General features: G+C 70.7%; 14 protein-coding genes and 1 pseudogene. 7 read left to right on the top strand and 8 right to left on the bottom strand.

The genetic code is table 11. The features are described from left to right. Positions 1 to 126: pseudogene (locus D7X74_RS05835) on the bottom strand (DUF2652 domain-containing protein); the annotation flags it as partial. Between the two features lie 8 nt (positions 127 to 134). Here D7X74_RS05835 and D7X74_RS05830 point away from each other — a divergent pair. Further along, a complete protein-coding gene (locus D7X74_RS05830; RefSeq protein WP_233601987.1) occupies positions 135 to 908 on the top strand; it encodes a sigma factor-like helix-turn-helix DNA-binding protein in 774 nt (257 codons plus the stop codon). Positions 909 to 1,192: 284 nt separating this feature from the next. Here the strand turns inward: D7X74_RS05830 and D7X74_RS05825 are convergent, their stop codons facing one another. Beyond that, positions 1,193 to 1,918: a DUF2652 domain-containing protein gene (locus D7X74_RS05825; protein WP_120531916.1), complete on the bottom strand. Its 726-nt coding sequence runs from the start codon at positions 1,916 to 1,918 to the stop codon at positions 1,193 to 1,195. Between the two features lie 18 nt (positions 1,919 to 1,936). Further along, positions 1,937 to 2,671: a TetR/AcrR family transcriptional regulator gene (locus D7X74_RS05820; RefSeq protein ID WP_120531915.1), complete on the bottom strand. Its 735-nt coding sequence runs from the start codon at positions 2,669 to 2,671 to the stop codon at positions 1,937 to 1,939. A 96-nt stretch (positions 2,672 to 2,767) separates the two neighbouring features. On the opposite strand from D7X74_RS05820, the gene D7X74_RS05815 reads away from it, so the two are divergent. The 3 genes from D7X74_RS05815 to D7X74_RS05805 all read left to right on the top strand — a co-directional run bounded on the left by D7X74_RS05815 (position 2,768) and on the right by D7X74_RS05805 (position 6,144). Further along, positions 2,768 to 4,324, top strand: a complete 1,557-nt coding sequence (locus tag D7X74_RS05815; RefSeq protein WP_199741774.1) for an FAD-dependent oxidoreductase — start codon at positions 2,768 to 2,770, stop codon at positions 4,322 to 4,324. A gap of 194 nt (positions 4,325 to 4,518) precedes the next feature. Then, entirely contained in the window at positions 4,519 to 5,913 is a 1,395-nt protein-coding gene (locus D7X74_RS05810; RefSeq protein ID WP_120531913.1) for a hypothetical protein, read from the top strand. Positions 5,914 to 5,958: 45 nt separating this feature from the next. Beyond that, positions 5,959 to 6,144, top strand: coding sequence for a hypothetical protein (locus tag D7X74_RS05805; RefSeq protein ID WP_233601986.1), 186 nt, complete (start codon positions 5,959 to 5,961; stop codon positions 6,142 to 6,144). A 10-nt stretch (positions 6,145 to 6,154) separates the two neighbouring features. On the opposite strand, the gene D7X74_RS05800 is transcribed toward D7X74_RS05805, so the two are convergent. Continuing rightward, complete coding sequence (locus D7X74_RS05800; RefSeq protein WP_120531912.1) at positions 6,155 to 6,661, bottom strand: DUF1993 family protein; 507 nt, start codon at positions 6,659 to 6,661, stop codon at positions 6,155 to 6,157. A gap of 140 nt (positions 6,662 to 6,801) precedes the next feature. Next, positions 6,802 to 7,035: a hypothetical protein gene (locus tag D7X74_RS05795; protein ID WP_120531911.1), complete on the bottom strand. Its 234-nt coding sequence runs from the start codon at positions 7,033 to 7,035 to the stop codon at positions 6,802 to 6,804. A gap of 185 nt (positions 7,036 to 7,220) precedes the next feature. Here D7X74_RS05795 and D7X74_RS05790 point away from each other — a divergent pair, with 185 nt between their 5' ends. Then, entirely contained in the window at positions 7,221 to 8,024 is an 804-nt protein-coding gene (locus tag D7X74_RS05790) for a LytTR family DNA-binding domain-containing protein (protein ID WP_120531910.1), read from the top strand. Positions 8,025 to 8,044: 20 nt separating this feature from the next. On the opposite strand, the gene D7X74_RS05785 is transcribed toward D7X74_RS05790, so the two are convergent. Then, complete coding sequence (locus D7X74_RS05785) at positions 8,045 to 10,165, bottom strand: BTAD domain-containing putative transcriptional regulator (RefSeq protein WP_120531909.1); 2,121 nt, start codon at positions 10,163 to 10,165, stop codon at positions 8,045 to 8,047. A 273-nt stretch (positions 10,166 to 10,438) separates the two neighbouring features. Here D7X74_RS05785 and D7X74_RS05780 point away from each other — a divergent pair, with 273 nt between their 5' ends. Further along, positions 10,439 to 14,203, top strand: a complete 3,765-nt coding sequence (locus D7X74_RS05780) for a VIT domain-containing protein (protein ID WP_120531908.1) — start codon at positions 10,439 to 10,441, stop codon at positions 14,201 to 14,203. A 56-nt stretch (positions 14,204 to 14,259) separates the two neighbouring features. Here the strand turns inward: D7X74_RS05780 and D7X74_RS05775 are convergent, their stop codons facing one another. Together D7X74_RS05775 and D7X74_RS05770 are read right to left on the bottom strand one after the other, a co-directional pair. Then, positions 14,260 to 14,703, bottom strand: coding sequence for an OsmC family protein (locus tag D7X74_RS05775; protein ID WP_120531907.1), 444 nt, complete (start codon positions 14,701 to 14,703; stop codon positions 14,260 to 14,262). A gap of 33 nt (positions 14,704 to 14,736) precedes the next feature. After that, complete coding sequence (locus D7X74_RS05770; RefSeq protein ID WP_120531906.1) at positions 14,737 to 15,597, bottom strand: haloalkane dehalogenase; 861 nt, start codon at positions 15,595 to 15,597, stop codon at positions 14,737 to 14,739. A gap of 151 nt (positions 15,598 to 15,748) precedes the next feature. Here D7X74_RS05770 and D7X74_RS05765 point away from each other — a divergent pair, with 151 nt between their 5' ends. Next, entirely contained in the window at positions 15,749 to 16,660 is a 912-nt protein-coding gene (locus D7X74_RS05765; RefSeq protein WP_120531905.1) for a LysR family transcriptional regulator, read from the top strand. Positions 16,661 to 16,721 lie beyond the last annotated feature (61 nt).

Raw genomic sequence — 16,721 nt, 5'->3', positions numbered from 1 at the left:
GTATTCCTTTACCGGCACGTCGTTCTTCAGCATCCGGTGCACGAGGATGACGTCCACCCCCGCGAGCTCGGTGAGGTGCTTCACCCGCTGGAAGGCGACCTCGCCGGCATGGGCCACGAACTTGAGCCGCGCGGGTGGCGGTGAACCTGTCGAGGGACCACCTGCGGCGGCGCCGTCGCGAGGGCTACGTCGGACCGTGGCTGCCGTCACTGGTGGAGACGGGGGACGAAGAGGTGCCGCCCTCGACGGAGGCGCGGCTTCCCGGAGGAGGCTCGACGGAAGGGCGCTATGAATTGCTGGAGAGCGTCTCCTTCGCCTTCCTGCTGGCATTGGAGGCGCTGTCGCCCAAGCAGCGCGCGGTGCTGCTGCTGCGCGACGTCTTCGACTACTCGGTGCGCGAGGTGGCCGAAGCGCTGGGCATGAGCGAGGTGAACGTGAAGGTGGTGCACCACCGCGCGCGGACGGCGATGGCCGCGTATGACCAGTCGCGCTGCGTGCCCACCCGGGAACTGCAGGAGCGCACCCGGGCCGCGCTGGAGGGTTTCCTGGGGGCGCTGCTGTCGGGGGACGTGGCGGCGGCGGAGGCCCTGCTGGCCACGGATGTCCGAGCCCTGACGGACGGGGGCGGCGTGGTGCGGGCGGCGCACGTTCCGCTGCTCGGAGCACAGCGGGTGCTCATCTTCTTCCGCCGGCTGCTGGAGATGCGCGGCGCGCCGAGGGCGGTGGCGGTGCGGATGCTCAACGGCCTGCCCGCGGTGGTGGCGGTGTTCGAAAAGGCGAAGGACCCGCTGGTCGCCGTGAACACCGTGATCCGGGTGGACGTGGACGCGAGCGGACGGATTCGCGAGCTGCACTCGGTGCTGGCGGACCGGAAGCTCGCGGGCCTGCGCATGCCCGAGGAGGCCTGAGCGCAGCGGGGCGGTCCCGGCGCGCAGCGTGCATTCGTCAGCGAGAGGCGTTGCGGCGGGCGGCGGACGCTTGCAGCCCCAACAGGCGGCAGGAGCGACAGCCTCTCGCTGTTCCAGTGGACCGGCTCCGCGTGGGAGAAGAAGGGCTGCTGCGTGAGCCAGCTCTCCGTCGGCTCGGACGGTGAGCCGTGGGCCACCAACGTGTGGGGCCTCAACGCCCAGGGGGTGGTCTACAAGTGGCAGTAGCGGACGCGTGAGCGCCGGCCGGTCCCTGAAGGCTGTCTTCAGGGGGCCTGGACGTCGACGATCTCCACGTTGCGGAAGTCCTCGCAGGGCTTCTTGAACCCGAGCACGTACTTCAGCGAGCGCAGCTCCAGCAGCAGCTTGGACCAGAGCCTGCGCGGCAGGCTGGGGCGCAGCGCCTGGGGGAGTGCCGCTGCGACTTCATGGAAGTCGATGTAGTGCGTCGCGGTGAGGCCCATGCCCTCGAAGTCGTGTTCCAGCCCCCGGGTGAGCTGGCGCAGCTCCGGCGCGAGCCCCTGGCGCACCGTGTCCGTCATCAGGACGTATTCCTTTACCGGCACGTCGTTCTTCAGCATCCGGTGCACGAGGATGACGTCCACCCCCGCGAGCTCGGTGAGGTGCTTCACCCGCTGGAAGGCGACCTCGCCGGCATGGGCCACGAACTTGAGCGTCAGGGCGTCCACCTGCATGCACCCGTCGCACCGGCACATGCGGTCGATGATGAGCCGCTCGCGCCGGGCGAGGAACGCGCGCCGGATGTCCGTGACCTGCTGGGCGAAGGACGTGGTGTCGTCCCCCACGGCGTAGAAGAAGGCCGCGTCCCCCTCCAGCTTCGCGAGCTTGAACCGGCCGGAGGCGTCGATGAGCGCCTCCAGCAACTGCGCCACCGTGTCCTGCGCGTGCGCGAGCCCGAAGCGGTGGTGCTTCATGAAGCGGGTGTACCCGCCGATGTCCGCGATGAGCAGCAGTGCCTTCTCAATCGCCATGGGAGCCCTCCTTTGCGTTCAGCGCGCGAGTCGCGCCGCGATGCCGTCGAGCACGCAGTCCAGGCCCTTGTCGAAGACGACCTCGAAGGAGGGGTGCGTGGCGTCCCGGAACACCCTGGCGAGCGTCGGGAAGCGGCCGGTGTCGATCATCCGGCGGATGTACGGCTCCGTGGCGTTCTGCCACTGCGTCTTGCTCATCCCGCTTTCGAGCGTGGCGCGCTGTTCGCTGGCCTCGCTCCGGAGCGCGCCGACCACGTAGGCGTTGACGGTGCCGACGGCCTGCATGACGGCGTCGATGTCGTCCTTGAAGCCCGGGGTGTTGCTCAGCGCGGCGAGTGACGCCTCCAGATGCGCCAGCGCGTTGGGGCCCAGGTGGGGACGGCCCACCAGCAGGTCGATGAGCCACGGGTGCTTCGCGGCGGCCTGCCGGGTGCGGTGGGCGATGGAGCGGAGCGCCTCGCGCCACGCGCCGCGAATCGGCCCTGCGGACACCATCTCCCCATAGACGGCGTCCACCATCAGCTCCAGCAGCTCCTCCTTGGTGGACAGGTAGCCGTACAGCCGCATGGGCCCCGCATCGAGCGCGGCCGCGACCTTGCGCAGGGACACCGACGCGAGCCCTTCCGCGTCCGCCAGCTCCAGCGCGGCATGGACGATCCGCTCCCGGCTCAGGGGGCCCGGCGCGGGACGGCTGGTGGGTTCGGGACGCTCCCAGACGAGGGCGGACTCCGGCGCACGCGGCTTCTGGGTCATCACGGAGGGTCTTGCCCCATCGACCCTGCATTGACAACGGGCCGGCCATTTATACACTGTATCTGTCGATGCGGTGTATAAATGGAGGTTCCCGAGATGGACTCGACTTCGGTGTTGGTGGTGGGCGGCGGCCTGGTGGGCCTGTCCGCTTCGATGTTCCTGGCGTGGCGGGGCGTGCCGACGGTGCTGGTGGAAAGGCACCCGGGCAGCTCGCCGCATCCCCGGGCGATTGGCTACACGCCGAGGACGATGGAGCTGTTCCGGGCGGTCGGGCTGGGGCAGCGCATCCCCCAGAGTCCTCCTGACTTCCGGCTGCGCCGGGCCCGGGTCGAAAGCCTCGCGGGGACGTGGTTCGAGGAGTCCGCGTGGACGCCCGGGAAGCCGGACGCGCCCGTCCTCGAATACTCGCCGTGCACGGGGACGGCGCTCGCGCAGGACCGCCTGGAGCCCATCCTCCGGGAGCGGGCCGTGGAGCTTGGCGCCGACATCCGGCTCGAAACCGAGCTGGTCCGGTTCGAACAGGACGCGGAAGGGGTGACCGCGTGGCTGCGCGAGCGCGGGGGACGGGAGTACACGCTGCGCGCGGCCTATCTCATCGCGGCGGACGGGCACCGCAGTCCGATCCGCGAGGCCTTGAAGATTGGCCGTGATGGCCGGGGCCACATGCGCACGGTGCGCAGCGTCCTGTTCCGGGCGCCGCTGGAGGAGTACCTCCAGGCGGGCGTCACGCAGTTCCAGATTGAGCAGCCGGGGTTCAGCGCGTTCCTCACCACCTATGGCGACGGCCGCTGGGTGCTGATCTTCTCGGATGACGAGGAGCGCGACGAAGGCACCTTGAGCGCGCTGGTGCGCAGGGCGGTGGGCCGGTCGGACCTGGAGGTGGAGCTCATCACCACGGGCCGTTGGGAGCTGAGCGCGCTCATCGCGGACCGCTTCTCTTCTGGCAGGGTGTTCCTGGCCGGGGATGCGGCGCACACCCTTCCGCCCAGCCGGGGTGGCTACGGCGCGAACACCGGCATCGAGGATGCCCACAACCTCGCGTGGAAGCTGGCCTCGGTGCTCTCCGGTGCATCGACGCCGTCCCTGCTCGACACCTACGACGCCGAACGCCGGCCCATCGCGTGGCTCCGACACCAGCAGATCTTCGCCCGGGCCGACTACAAGGCGGACGCGGCCGGGACCGCCGGGGACGCGCGGATCCTCGACGACGACGCGATGGAGTTCGGGCAACTGTACCGGTCCACGGCGGTGCTCGACGCCAGCGACACGCTCCCGCCCGCGGCGAGGCCGGAGCAGTGGGCCGGTCAACCCGGAACGCGCGCGCCGCATGCGTGGGTGTCCGACGGCGACGCGCGGCGCTCCACGCTCGACCTGCTCCAGCAGGGCTGGGTGCTGTTCGCCGGGGACTCGCGGTGGTGCGCCGCCGTGGAGCAGGCCGAAAGACAGCCAGGCCTGGGCCTCCAGTGTCTCCGCCTTGGCGTCGACGTGTGGCCATTGGACGCGGACGCCTTCCGCGAGTCGCTGGGCCTGGGGAAGGAGGGCGCCTCGCTGATCCGCCCGGATGGGTATGTGGCCTGGCGCTCGCTCGACCTGCCGGCGGATGCGGCTCGCGTGCTCACCGACGCGCTGAGGCGGGTGTCGTCCGCGCCGTAGCCTTCCCGTTGGGGCAGGTCATCCTTGCGTGTTTTGTATTACCTGAATGCCCGTGCAATCCGAGGTGGAATCCCAACACCGACCGAAGGCGCGTTGATTCCTCTCACCGCGCAAGAAAGTCATTTCGCTTAAACCTTCCTGAACGCTCGTCCGTTGACGGTGGGGCTGAATCCCCCCAACAAGGAATGTGAGCGATGTTGAAGAAGAGGTTCTTGCCCTGGATGCTGATGTTGAGTGGCCTGCCTTTGCTCTCTGCCTGCGACCGTGAGCCCAGACCCGTGGAGGTCATTGCCTCGCACGGCCCCGGGGAGCTGGCGCTGCTCATCGAGCGGGAGGGTGGCGCGGGCCCCTACGTGGAAGGTACGCCGGAGCGCTTCCGCATCGTCGCCTCGGGAGAGGCCTTCAAGTCGGTGCGCTGGAGCACCAACGCCGGGGTCATCGCGTCCGATGTGGAGCAGGTCACCTGGACGCTGCCTCCGGCGGGAACGGCGTCCCTGTCCGTCTCCGTGGAGACGGAGTCCGGGAAGACGGCGGAGGGGTCCTTCCACTTCAGCGTGGTGGCGTCTCCGCTCGCCACCAGCACGGGGATCGACCCGGGGCCGGACGTCACGGGCAGCACCTGCAAGCTCGCGTTCGACGACGCGGGCAAGGGACACGCCGTCTACACGAACGACACCCACAAGACCCTCTGGTACGCGAGCTGGGATGGCACGTCGTGGAAGACGGAGCAGATTGACGGTCCCGGCTTCAACACCGGTGGCATGTTCATCACGGATCCCGTGCTGGCGCTCGATGCGGCGACCGGCACGCCGCACGTCGCTTATCTCAAGAGCACCGGCCCCGTGGCGGTCGCCACGTTCCGCATCGGCTACGCCACGCGCGTCAATGGCGCATGGATTCGCGAGAGTGCGGACCTCGCGCCGACGACCCGCATGGGCATCGCGCTCAACCCCGCGCAGGGACAGCAACCGGTCATCGTCTCCGCCAACAGCAACCTCGGGACCGTCCGGGTCACGACCCGCACGGGGGCCAACACCTGGACCAGCTCGCTGCTGCCCCTCACCACGTCCATCCTCACGGCAGACCCGGTCTTCGACGCGACCGGGGCGCTGTATCTCCTGACCAACCAATTCGCCAGCGGCGTCTGGGGCAACTACCTGCGGGTCATCCGGGGCTCGGCCATCGAATCCTTCAAGGTGAAGGATGGCGGTTCCTCTGGTGCCTGGAACTCGCTCGTCTGGGGACAGGGCCAGCACCTGCTCTCGATGGCCAACGGCATCAATGACGGCGACCGGGTCGCCATCGAGGACATCACGGTGGGCACGCCCCTGTCGGCCAGCACCGTGAGCGCCTCCCCGGTCGACTACAAGTACGCGTCCTCGTCCCTGGCGTATGGCGGGGGCAAGCCGGCCGCCGTCCTGCGCAACGGGCCGGCGATGGAACTCGCCACGCCGGACGCGCAGGGGTTCTGGGCGTATACCCAACTGGGGACGGTGGATGAAGCCACGCGCCCGAGCGTGGCGATCCGTCCCACGGATGGCACGCCGCACGTCTGCTACCAGCGGGACGGCAAGGTGAGCTTCCAGTAGCCTTCCGTTCGCGGGTGCCAGCCTCGTGTCGTGGACCAGGACGGGGTGGCGCCGGTGCACGCGCGGGTGACGGTCGGCGGGGGTCACCACCCCTGCTATTTCGTCGAGGTGGTGGAAGGCACCCTCACGGCGGGCGGGAACACCGCGTCAACGCCGGGTGAGCGCCTGCGGGTCCCAGCGCGGCAACCGCTCCTGCTGGAGCTGGGACCCTGCGTCGTGGAGATTGAGTGAGCCGGACGGCTCAGGGCGCGCGGAGGCTGAGCGCGCCCAGATAGTCGGCCTTGCCCAGGTTCACGCCGTTGTGGCGGAGCAGCGCGTACACGTGGGTGACGTGGAAGAAGAAGTTCGGGACCGCGTGCTCGAGGAAGTAGTTGGCACCGGTCATCGTCTTTCCCTCCCAGCGCGGCTGGGTGATGACGCGCTCGGACACGCCTTCGAAGTCCTTGGCGGAGAACCCGTCCAGGTAGGCAATCACCGACCGGATGCGGGCGCTGAGCTGCTCAAGCGTCTGCTCGGTGTCGGGGTGCGAAGGGGCCTCCTTGCCGGTGAGTCTGGACGCCGCGAGCTTCGCGGAGTCACAGGCGATCTGCACCTGGCGCGAGAACGGAAGCTGGTCGGGCGCGAGCCGGAACCCGAGGTAGATGTTCGGGTCGAAGGACTTCGTCTTGGCGAAGGTCGCGGCCGTCTCCAGCCACTTGTCCATCTGCCCAAGCATCTTCTTCATCTGGGAAAAGGTCTCGAAGTACATGGCGCGCAACCTAACCCCGGGCCCCTCGGCGCACCACCTGAACTGAACCGCCGGCCGGAGGGGCTTGAGGCGGCGTGACGGGGCGGCGCCCGGGCCCCCTTTCCCGAACGCCGCCCGTCACGCCTCCGTCACGCCTGACGTCAGAAGGTGAGCGTCAGGTCATGCAGAACCGCCTCGCACCCCGTCCGTGTCCCGGCTTCGTTGCCGCTCGTGTCGCCCACGCAGGTGAGGGTCTGCACGATGCGCGTGTTCCCGGGGAGCTGCGGGAAGCCCCAGACGTCATTCGAGTGCCCCGTGTCCGTGTAGCTTGCCTCGGCGTGGCCGCCGCCCCGGTGAGCCGGAGCGCCTTGAGGAATACCGGCATCGGCGGACACGGGACATCGCCGTGCCGCCAGTGGCTCCAGGCGTGTGACGAAGCGGCCCACGGCGTCCGCGAGCTGGCCAACGCCAATGATTCACAGCGCGGTCATCCATCAACGTCAGTGGCGTGGCGTCCTGGACGTCATGCGCGCGCGGACGGCGGCCGGGCCGTCCGGCATTGGAGGAACAGGTGAGGGACATGGTTGTTCGAGAGGGATTGTTCGAGTCCAAGCCCATTCGCGTGATGGTGGTGGACGGGGATTCAGAGAACCGGCGGCTCGTGGGCTCGGTGCTGGACACCGATGCCGAGGTCGTCGTCGCGGGCATCCACGAAGGAGGGGGCCGGGCCGTGGAGGCCCTGCGGCGCGAGCCCGTGGACATCCTCTTCCTGGATGTGGCCCTGGAGGGCCTGGACGGCTTCGAGGTGCTCCGCGAGGCCGGCAGCACGTGCGCGGGCGCTGTCGTCTTCATGACCGCGAGGCAGGAGTACGCCCTGCGGGCCTTCGAGGCCCGCGCGCTCGACTACGTCCTCAAGCCCCTGTTCCTGGAGCGGTTCGTCCAGGTGCTGGACCGCGCGAAGGAGCATGTCCGCCGGGGACGCATCCAGCACCTGGTGCGGCAGCTCGCGGGCCTCGTGGAGACGCTGCCCGGACCGTACCAGGCCCCGCGCTACCTGGAGCGGCTGGTCATCCGGGAGGTGGGGCGGGTGACGCTGCTCTCCGTGGACGACGTGGACTGGATGGCGGCGGAGGACAACTACGTCCAGGTGCACACCGGGGCGAAGAGCCACCTGGTGCGCCAGCCCCTGCGCGACCTGGAGGCCCGGTTGGACCCCGCGCGGTTCGTCCGCATCCACCGCTCCACCGTCATCAACCTCCAGCGGGTCCAGGAGCTCCGCCCGCTGCTCCACGGGGAGTACCAGGTCATCCTCAGGGATCGCACCACGCTGAAGCTCAGCCGGGGCTACCGTGAGCGCCTGGACACGCTGCTGGCCCGGGGCTGACGCACGGCACCCCGGGCTAACTACCGCGCCTTCCCGGGCGGGGCCTGGACGGGCCTCAAGGGGCTGGCGGCGGCTGCCTGGAGGCGGCACCGCGCCTCGGCGGCCCGCGCCCGCGCGGCGTCCTCCTGCTGGCCCGTGGCCGACATGAGGGCCGCGGCCCGCGCGTAGTGCTCCGCTGCCTCCTCCGGGGGCAGCACCTGTTCGTCGGAGTGCGCTGACGCCAGCAGGTGTGGCAGCGCGCGCTCCACCCGTCCCGCTTCGAGCCAGTGATGCGCCAGGAGGATGGCGGGGGCTCCATCCTCCTCCAGCGCCGTGGCCAGCCGGCCGTGCAGCACGCGGACGTCTCCGGGCTCCATCGCGGCCCGCACGGCCTCCATCACCAGGTCATGGCTGAAGCGCTCTGCCATCAGGACCTGGGCCGACTCCAGCTCCGCGAGCGCTTCGTGCGCGCTCGCCGCCGTCACCTGGAGCACCCGGGGCACGAGCGACGTGCGGAAGAAGGCGCCCGCCAGCGCCGCGAGCCGGGCGCACTGGAGCGCCAGCGCGGACAGCCGCTCCAATCTCAGTTGGATGAGGGGGCCCACCCGTCCCGGAGGCGGCAGCCGCTGGGGCCAGTCCCGCTGCAGCGAGTCCGTCTCCAGCAGGTGCTTCAGGGTCTCCACCACGTACAGGGGATTGCCGCCCGTGTAGCGCGTGAGGTCCTCCGCGTGCGCCTCCGCGCCGGGCAGCCCCATGGCCGCCACCATGCGCTTCACCTCATCGCCCGTCAGCGCCTCCAGATCCACGATGCGTGCCAGCCCCGCGTCGAGGAGCCGCGCCACATGGTTCCGCGTCTGGGCGGACAGCTCATCCCGGCGGTAGCAGTCGATGAAGCGAAGGGGCTGGGCACCCCTGGAGACGGCTTCGAACATCCGGGGGAGCCCGTAGAAGAAGGCCTTGCTGCTGGCCGCGTCCCAGTACTGCACGTCGTCCGCGATGCTGATGTCCTCGTGCTCGTGGAGCAGTTGGAGCGCCACCGCGCCCGCGTCGTAGAAGCGCAGCATCCCGGTCTCGGAGTCCAACGGCGGCAGCAGCCGCGTCTCCCCCAGCTCGGGGAGGATGCGCGACAGCTCCGTGCGCACCCAGTCCGGCAGCTTCACGTCCGGCCAGCGCGCCATCTGCGTGCGGAACGCGCGAGCCTGTGAGGCGAACGGCACGTCGCTGTCGCCCACCCGCGCCTCGATGCGGCCCCAGCGTCCCTTCGAGCTCGCGAACTCCTCCGCGAGCCGCGTCTTGCCGCTGCCTGGGTCACCGGAGATGAACAGCATCTGGCCCGCCTCCCAGCCGGCCTCCAGCTGTCGCCACGCGGCATCCCGGCCCGCCAGCACCGGAGGGCGCAGCACGGACAGGGGCAGGGCCGTGCGGGTGACCGCGGTGGGGGAGGGGCGCTGCGTGCCCTTCTCCACCTCCCGCACCAGCGCCAGCGTCTCCGGCAGGGGGGGGACGCCCAGCTCGCGGGAGAGGACGCTGCGCAGTTGTTCGAAGGCCGCGAGCGCCGCGCCCCGGTCTCCCTGGAGGTAGTGCAGGCGGATGAGGTGGCGTCCCGCCTGCTCGGACTCGGGCTCCTGGCGTGCCCACGCCTGCGCGAGCCCCAGGGCGGCGGTCCAATCTCCTCCGGAGGTGAGGTGGCCGATGCGTGCCTCGCGCGCCTCGCGCACCCAGCCCTCGACGCCCGCGCGGGCCCCGTCCAGCCAGCGCGCGAGCTCCGGACCGTCATCGAAGTCGAAGCCCGCCAGCAGCGTGCTGCCTTCGGCCCCGACGGACTCCAGGGCCCGCTCATACGCCTGGGCCTCGATGGCGGCCTTGAGGCACGCGACGTCCACGTCCGACGGCGCCACCAATGCCAGACGTTCGGTGTCGCCCTCCACCAGGGCCTCCCCACCGCTGGCGAGGCGCAGGCGGCGCAGCAACTGCCGCATGTTGTTGCGCGCGGTGGTGGGAGAGGAGTCCGGCCACAGGAGGGCCGCCAGCGCGAACTTGGGCGAAGGCCCCTTCAATCCCAACCACGCCAGCAGCGCCGCCGCGCGCCGCTCCAGTCGGATCCGCTGTCCTTCAGGGCCCCACAGTTGCGCCAGCCCCAGCACCTGCACCCGCCATCGCATCCCAGCCACCTGCCGTCTCCCAAGACTTCCCGCGCACCCGCGCTTGTTGGTGCCCCGGAGTCTACGGGGAGCGCGACCGCCGATTTCTGTAAACTGCGCTCTCCGTGTTTTTCCAGCGTGAGCGTCTGGCAATGGAGCGACTGGAAAGACGTTGAACCTGGCGCGGTGGCGCACCGGGTCATGGGCCAGGGGCTTCGTCATCGTCGGGTCATGGATCGGCCATGTCCTGGCCGTGGTGCGCCGGCCCGGAACAGATGGGCTAGCGTCCCCTCCATGCAATTGCTCCGCACCGCCACGCTCCTGCTGCTGACGGGGTTTCTCGCCTCGGGTTGCAAGCGGGACTCCGAAGCTCCTGCGTCCAATCCGGCGACGCCCACCGCGCCGAAGTCCGCCTCGACGCCCCCCGCTCCGGGCCCGGCGCCCGCGCCCTTCGCCCAGGCGGGACTGGTGGCGCCCGTCACCGCGGCGGGACAGCCGGACACGGGCGAGGTGGACCTCGCGGCGCTGCGCGACTCCGTGGCGGACCCGAAGGTGCTCTCCGAGCAGGAGCTGTTGGCGCTCTCGGACCCCCATGGCCGCCAGGCCGAGGACCCCAGCGACGTCGCCATGGCGGTGCCAACGGCCGCCCCGCCGTCATCGGGGGCTGCCTACGAGGATGCACCCGGGCTGGGGGAGGACGCGGCCATGCTCCGGCAGGTGCCGCCACCGCCCCCGCCGCGACGCGCGATGCCTGAGAACCGACCGTCCCGGTCCGAGCGTCCCGCGCCCGCGGTTCGCGAGCCCGAACCCGACAGGCTGGAAGGCAGCGTCGCTGGGGGCGTGATTGGCGGTGTCGTCGGCGGTCAGCTCGGCAGCGGGGCCTCGGCGGGTGCGCCGCCGCCCTCTGCACCGGCCCCGTCCGAGGCCCGCGTGCTGGAGCAGAAGCGCCGGGAGATCATCCAGATCATCAAGGGCGGGCGAGGCGGAGGGAGCGAGGCGCTCGCTGGCCCCTCCCCCAGGGACGACGGTGAATACGAACGGGCGGAGCCCGCGAAGAAGGCGGTCGCCGAAAAGGCTGCCCCCACGCCGGTGCTTCCTCGCGTGGAGTCCGCGCCGCGTGCCGCCAAGGTGCTGGTGATGAGCGACGACGGTCGCTACCAGCCGCTCAAGGCGCGCGCCATCCGCGTCGTCACGTACATCCAGGGGTCGCGCGCGCGGACGGTGGTGGACCACCTCTTCGAGAACGACACCGGCCGCAACCTGGAGGGCACGTTCTACTACCCGCTGCCCGGAGGCGCGACGGTGGCCGGGTTCGCGCTGTACTCGGGGTCGGTGTCGGTGGACACGCCGTCGCTCTTCCAGTCGTCGGAGCTGCTGCCGCCGCTGGGCGACAACTCCACGGACTCCGCGCTGCTCACCGCCTCCGCGCCGCCCGCGCCGCAAGGGGCGAAGCGCTCCTGGGGCAACATCCAGGAGGCCCGCGTCGTGGAACAGAAGCGCGCGCGGGAGGTGTACGAGGACGTGGTGCGTCGCAACGTGGATCCCGCGTTGCTTGAATGGTCCGGCGCGTCCACCTTCAGCGCGCGCGTCTTCCCGCTGCCGCCGAAGTCCCTCAAGCGCGTCGTCATCGCGTATGAGCAGACGCTCCTCTTCGACGGACAGCGCCTGCGCTACACGTGGCCGCTGCCTCCGGGCGCGGGCCCGCAGGTGCGCGTCACCGCGCGCGTCCATGTGGATGCGCGACAGGCGCCGGAGATCACGGTGCAGCCGGAGTCGGGCGCGAAGGCCCGCAAGGTCGACGCCTGGCAGGTCTACGACTTCCCGAAGCTGGCGGGAGACGGGGCGCTGTCGGTGGCCCTGAAGCCGCGTCACGAGGACGCGGATGTCCTCGTGGGCGGGGACGTCGCGGGCCTTCCCGGTCATGCCTTCCACGCGCGCGTGCGACTGCCCACCCAGCTCACGTCGGGGGAGGAGGGCGCTCCCACGGGCCGCGCGGTGCTGGTGGTGGACACCTCGCTGTCCTCCGAGGACGGCAACGCCTGGGCCATCCAGGCGGCCACGCTGCGCGCATTGCTGGAGAAGGACCCGACGCTGAAGGAGTACGCGGTGCTCCTCTTCGACGTGCGCCCCCGCTGGCTGCACGGGCCGGGCTTCCGCGCGAACGACGCGAAGCACCGCCAGGAGAGCTTCGCGGAGCTGGAGCGCATCTACCTGGAGGGTGCCTCGCACGTGGACGGCGCGCTGGAGGAACTGGACCAGGCCGGACGCGAGTGGCTCAAGCCCGCTGCGTCCGGTGAGCGCGTGACGGCCTTCCTGCTCTCCGACGGCAACATCACCTGGGGACAGAGCCGCGTGGACGCGCTGCTCTCCCGGCACCCCAGCGTGGAGTCGCTGCGCTGGGTGACGTACCGCTTCGGCGAGGCCGCGGTGAACACGGAGCTCTTCGACGCGCTGGCGCGCTCCAGCGGGGGCCGCGTGGTGAGCGTCCTGTCCGCGGCGGAGGTGGACTCCGCGGCGAAGGCGCACCGCGCGGCGTCGGTGATGCTGTCGCGCGTGTCCGTGGTGGGCACGGACGTGAAGGACCTGGTGGTGGCGGGCAGGCCGCGCCTCGTGTTCCCCGGGCAGGAGCTGCAGGTGGCGGGGCGGCTGCCGGGCAAGGGGGACGCGGCGCTGGAGGTGGTGACCCAGGCGGGCACCGGGCCCGAGCGCACGCTGCGCATTCCCCTGCCGCGTGACGAGGAGAGCGCGTTCGCGCCCCGGGCCTGGGCGGAGCTGTTCGTGTCGCAGCTGGTGTCCCTGGACGACGAGCGGCTGGACCGGATGGTGGTGGCGCTCAGCCAGCACTACCGGCTGGCCAACGCCCGCGCGTCCATGCTCGTGCTGGAGTCGGAGGGGGACTACCAGTCCTATGCCGTCCGCGACGAGCAGGTGGACTTGCAGAACCTGGAGTCGCTGCGGCGCCGGGAAGAGGACCAGCGCCGGGACAAGCTGCTGGGCATCGCGCTGGACGAGGTGCCCGAGAGTGGCCGCGCGGTGGTGGCCCGGCTGGCTGAACAGAAGGCGGTGCTCACGCCGCTGCTCAAGCGTCAGCCGCTGCGGGATGCGCCCTACGCCGGCGGGGATGAGCGGCTCCAGGCCGAGTTGACCTATCGCAACGCACGGCGGGCGAACCGGGACGACGTGATGATCTACGAGGCGGTGGCCCGGAGGCGCGCCTTCTCGGGGGACACGTGGGGCGCGGTGCGGGCGCTGTCCTCGCCGGTGGAGCTGCGCTCGCAGGACGCGGAGGCGCTGCGGCTGGTGGGGTACGGCCTGCTGGCGCTGGGGCAGTACCCGGCGGCGGCGGAGCTGTTCGAACACGTGCGGCTCAGCCGTCCCTTCGAGGCGCAGGCGTTCCTGGAGGAGGCGCTCGCGCTGGACGCGGCGGGGCGCTATTCGGAAGCGGCCCGGAACTACGAAATCGTGCTGGCGCGCTCCTGGAAGCGGCATGGCTCCGAGGTCAGGACGGTGGCGGCCTTCCACTACGCGCGGCTGCTGGCGGGGTTGGAGCGGCAGACGCAGCTCAAGGATACGGTCGCCGTGCTGCGGGCGCGCCGCTCCGAGCTGTCGGGGTCTCGCGGGGTGTCGGGGTTCACCAGTGCGAAGGCCATCGACTACCAGCTCACCACGCACTGGAACTCGGACAGCACGGACATCGACCTGTGGGTCATCGAGCCGAACGGGGAGAAGTGCTTCTACCAGCACAAGGAGACGCGGCTGGGCGGGAAGCTGTTCTGGGACATCACGGACGGCCTGGGGCCGGAGCTGTACCACGCGCGCAAGGCGGCGCCGGGGCCGTACCACGTGGTGGTGCACTACTACGGCAACAACTCCGCGCGGTACGTGGTGCCCACGGCCCTGCTGCTCGTGAGCGACCGGGGTGTCTTCACGGCCAACGACATGGCCCAGCGCCGCTTCCAGGTGCGCATCCTGCCCAACAGCAACGCGCGTCTGTTGTTGCGGCGCGAGGAGCTGGTGGCCATGGGCAAGGACGGCGTGTCGGCGCAGTCCGCGCCCTGAGGGCGGCGGTTGGAGGTCCGTGCTCGCCGGGCCGTCGGGCCCGGCGGCACCTGGCCTCAGGTGGGGGTCGCGGAGCCGGGGGGCTCCGTGGACGCGAAGCGCGTGTCGATGTGCAGGGCCCGTGACAGCGTCAGCGTGACGGGCGTCTTCGCGGAGATTTCGAGCAGGCGGGCGCGCTGCTCCGGCGTCACGGTGTCCGCGCAGTCGAGGACCCGCTCGACGCGCTCACCCGCGGGCTCGCGAATCAGCTTGAGGCGCACGACGAGCTTGCCCAGGTCCCACTTCTTCTTCTCCGCGTACATCTTGAGCGTGATGGCCGTGCACGCGCCGAGCGAGCCCAGCAGGAGCTGGTACGGCGCGGGGCCCTGGTCCGCGCCGCCGCGTGCCACCGGTTCATCGGCGGTGAACTGGTGGTGTCCGGTGCGGATGTGCTGGGTGAGTCCTTCGCCGCCCTCCACCGTGGCGGCGGAGAGCAGGATGCTGTCGGGGGCATTGGCCATGCCCCCTTTCTACGTCAGGTCGAAGCCCGGCGCTCACAGTGCGTGGCGAACGAGCCAGGCGCGGATGGCGTGTGCGATCTCCTCGGGTGCGTCTTCCGGCGCATGGTGTCCCGCGCGGGCGAGTGGGACGACTTCGAGCGCCGGGAGCGTGCTTCGTGCCCACTCGACGATCTTCGGTGCGCTGAGCCCGGTGTCACCGAACGTCAGCAGGAGCGCGGGCTTCGCGGGCGTGCGTGTAAGCCACGCGTCGTAGGCCTCGATGACCGCGGCGACGTCGGCGGGCGCTCCGTCAATGGGAATCTCCCGAGGCCACTGCAGCACCGGCAGGCGCGAGGCCGGGTCGGGGTAGGGGGCGTAATAGACCTCCCGGTCGCTCTCCGACAGCCCGCTCAGGACGCCGTTCGCCAGCGACCGCGCCAGGAACGCGTTCTGCTCGAGCACCAGCTTCTCGCCGGTCCCTGGCGTGCGCAGCGCGCGGAACAGCTGCTCGCCCTGTGGAGGCCAGTCGCTCCAGTGCATGGGCCGGAGGAACGTCTCGAACACGACCACGCCGCGCACGCGGTCCGGGTGCCGCCGCGCCCAGTCAAGGGCGAGGACACCTCCCCAGTCGTAGCCCACGAGCACGACGTCGCGCAGGTCGAGCGCGGCGAACCACGCATCCAGGTAGCGCGTGTGATCCGCGAAGCGATAGGGGATGTCGGGCTTGCCTGAATGCCCCATGCCGATGAGGTCGGGCGCGAGGCACCGGTTGCGGTCGTCGAGCCGTGGAATCACGTTGCGCCACACGTGCGAGGACGTGGGGTTGCCGTGCAGGAACACGATGGGCGAGCCGGTTCCGGATTCACGGTATGCGATGAACGAGTCGAGGACTTGGAGTTGATGCGCCGTGGACATGGGAGTGCTCCGTGAAGGAAGGAGGGTGGGGGAGTGGCACGCGAGGAGCGCACCCGCGATGAGCCCGCCGAGCAATCTGTGCATGCCCACATGATGGGGTCGTCGAACCCTCCCTGGTAGTGATGGTTCGTGAGGGCTAACCTCACGAACCGTGAGCAATCCCATCACCGCCCTGGACCTCAATCTCCTCCTGGTGCTCCACACCGTGCTCACCGAGGGCAGCGTGGCGCGCGCGGCCAGCCGGCTCCACGTCACGCCCTCCGCGGTCAGCAACGGCCTGGCCCGCCTTCGCTCCGTGCTGGGGGATCCGCTCGTGACGCGCAAGGGCCGCGGCATCGTCCCCACGCCTCGGGCGCTCGCGCTCGCGCCCGCCATCGCGCGCGGCTTGCGTGAACTGGAGCTCGCGATTCACGAGGTCCCGTTCGATCCGACGGGCTGCACGCGTGCCTTCACCCTCGCCGTCGCGGATGCGGGACAGCTCACCTGGGTGCCACGCATCGTCGCGCTGATGACCGCGGAGATGCCCAGGGCGCGCCTCTCGGTGGTCGGCATCGACTCGCTCGTTTCACTCGGCGACCTGGCGTCGTCCCGGATTGATCTGCACATCGGCCTCGCCGGACGGGGCACGGGTCTGCACTTCGAGCCGTTGCTGGAGGAGCGCACCGTCCTCGTGGCCCGGGGGGGCCATCCCGCGCCTGGCGCACGCATGACCGCGCGCGTGCTCGGCACGCTCCGGCATGTGGGCGTGGAGATGGTGCCGGGCAAGGCCTTTCGTGATCTCGTCGGTGCTGCGTACGCGCGCGCGGGCATCCGCCGTGAGGTCGCGTTGACGGTGCCTTCATTCACGGCCGCTGCTGCGGTCGTGGCAGCGACCGACTTCGTCGCGACGCTGCCGGAGTCGCTCGTCGCAGCGCAGGGCACACGTCTGGGGGTGCGCGCCGTCAACGCTCCGTTCCCCGCGCACACCGTCAAGCTCGCGTTGTGCTGGCATGAGCGCACCCATGCCGACCCCGCGGCGCAATACCTGCGGGGGCTTGTCCGGCGCGCGGTCCTAGGGGCGTGAGGGTGGACACGGACGAAGCCCTCCATGCCCGGGTGCGGGTTCGGAGGGCTTCGAGTCGCTT

The organism is Corallococcus sp. CA047B (genome assembly GCF_003612065.1).
In the GTDB taxonomy this organism is placed as follows: Bacteria; Myxococcota; Myxococcia; order Myxococcales; family Myxococcaceae; genus Corallococcus; species Corallococcus praedator.
The sequence above is the reverse complement of the archived record's forward strand: the minus strand, read 5'-3'. Positions and strand labels throughout refer to the sequence as shown.

Bases quoted from the DNA above. Each gene is read 5' to 3' on its own strand.
- D7X74_RS05825 (WP_120531916.1), bottom strand. From the start codon at position 1,918: ATGGCGATTGAGAAGGCACTGCTGCTCATCGCGGACATCGGCGGGTAC.
- D7X74_RS05820 (WP_120531915.1), bottom strand. From the start codon at position 2,671: ATGACCCAGAAGCCGCGTGCGCCGGAGTCCGCCCTCGTCTGGGAGCGT.
- D7X74_RS05815 (WP_199741774.1), top strand. From the start codon at position 2,768: ATGGACTCGACTTCGGTGTTGGTGGTGGGCGGCGGCCTGGTGGGCCTG.
- D7X74_RS05810 (WP_120531913.1), top strand. From the start codon at position 4,519: ATGTTGAAGAAGAGGTTCTTGCCCTGGATGCTGATGTTGAGTGGCCTG.
- D7X74_RS05800 (WP_120531912.1), bottom strand. From the start codon at position 6,661: ATGTACTTCGAGACCTTTTCCCAGATGAAGAAGATGCTTGGGCAGATG.
- D7X74_RS05790 (WP_120531910.1), top strand. From the start codon at position 7,221: ATGGTTGTTCGAGAGGGATTGTTCGAGTCCAAGCCCATTCGCGTGATG.
- D7X74_RS05785 (WP_120531909.1), bottom strand. From the start codon at position 10,165: ATGCGATGGCGGGTGCAGGTGCTGGGGCTGGCGCAACTGTGGGGCCCT.
- D7X74_RS05780 (WP_120531908.1), top strand. From the start codon at position 10,439: ATGCAATTGCTCCGCACCGCCACGCTCCTGCTGCTGACGGGGTTTCTC.
- D7X74_RS05775 (WP_120531907.1), bottom strand. From the start codon at position 14,703: ATGGCCAATGCCCCCGACAGCATCCTGCTCTCCGCCGCCACGGTGGAG.
- D7X74_RS05770 (WP_120531906.1), bottom strand. From the start codon at position 15,597: ATGTCCACGGCGCATCAACTCCAAGTCCTCGACTCGTTCATCGCATAC.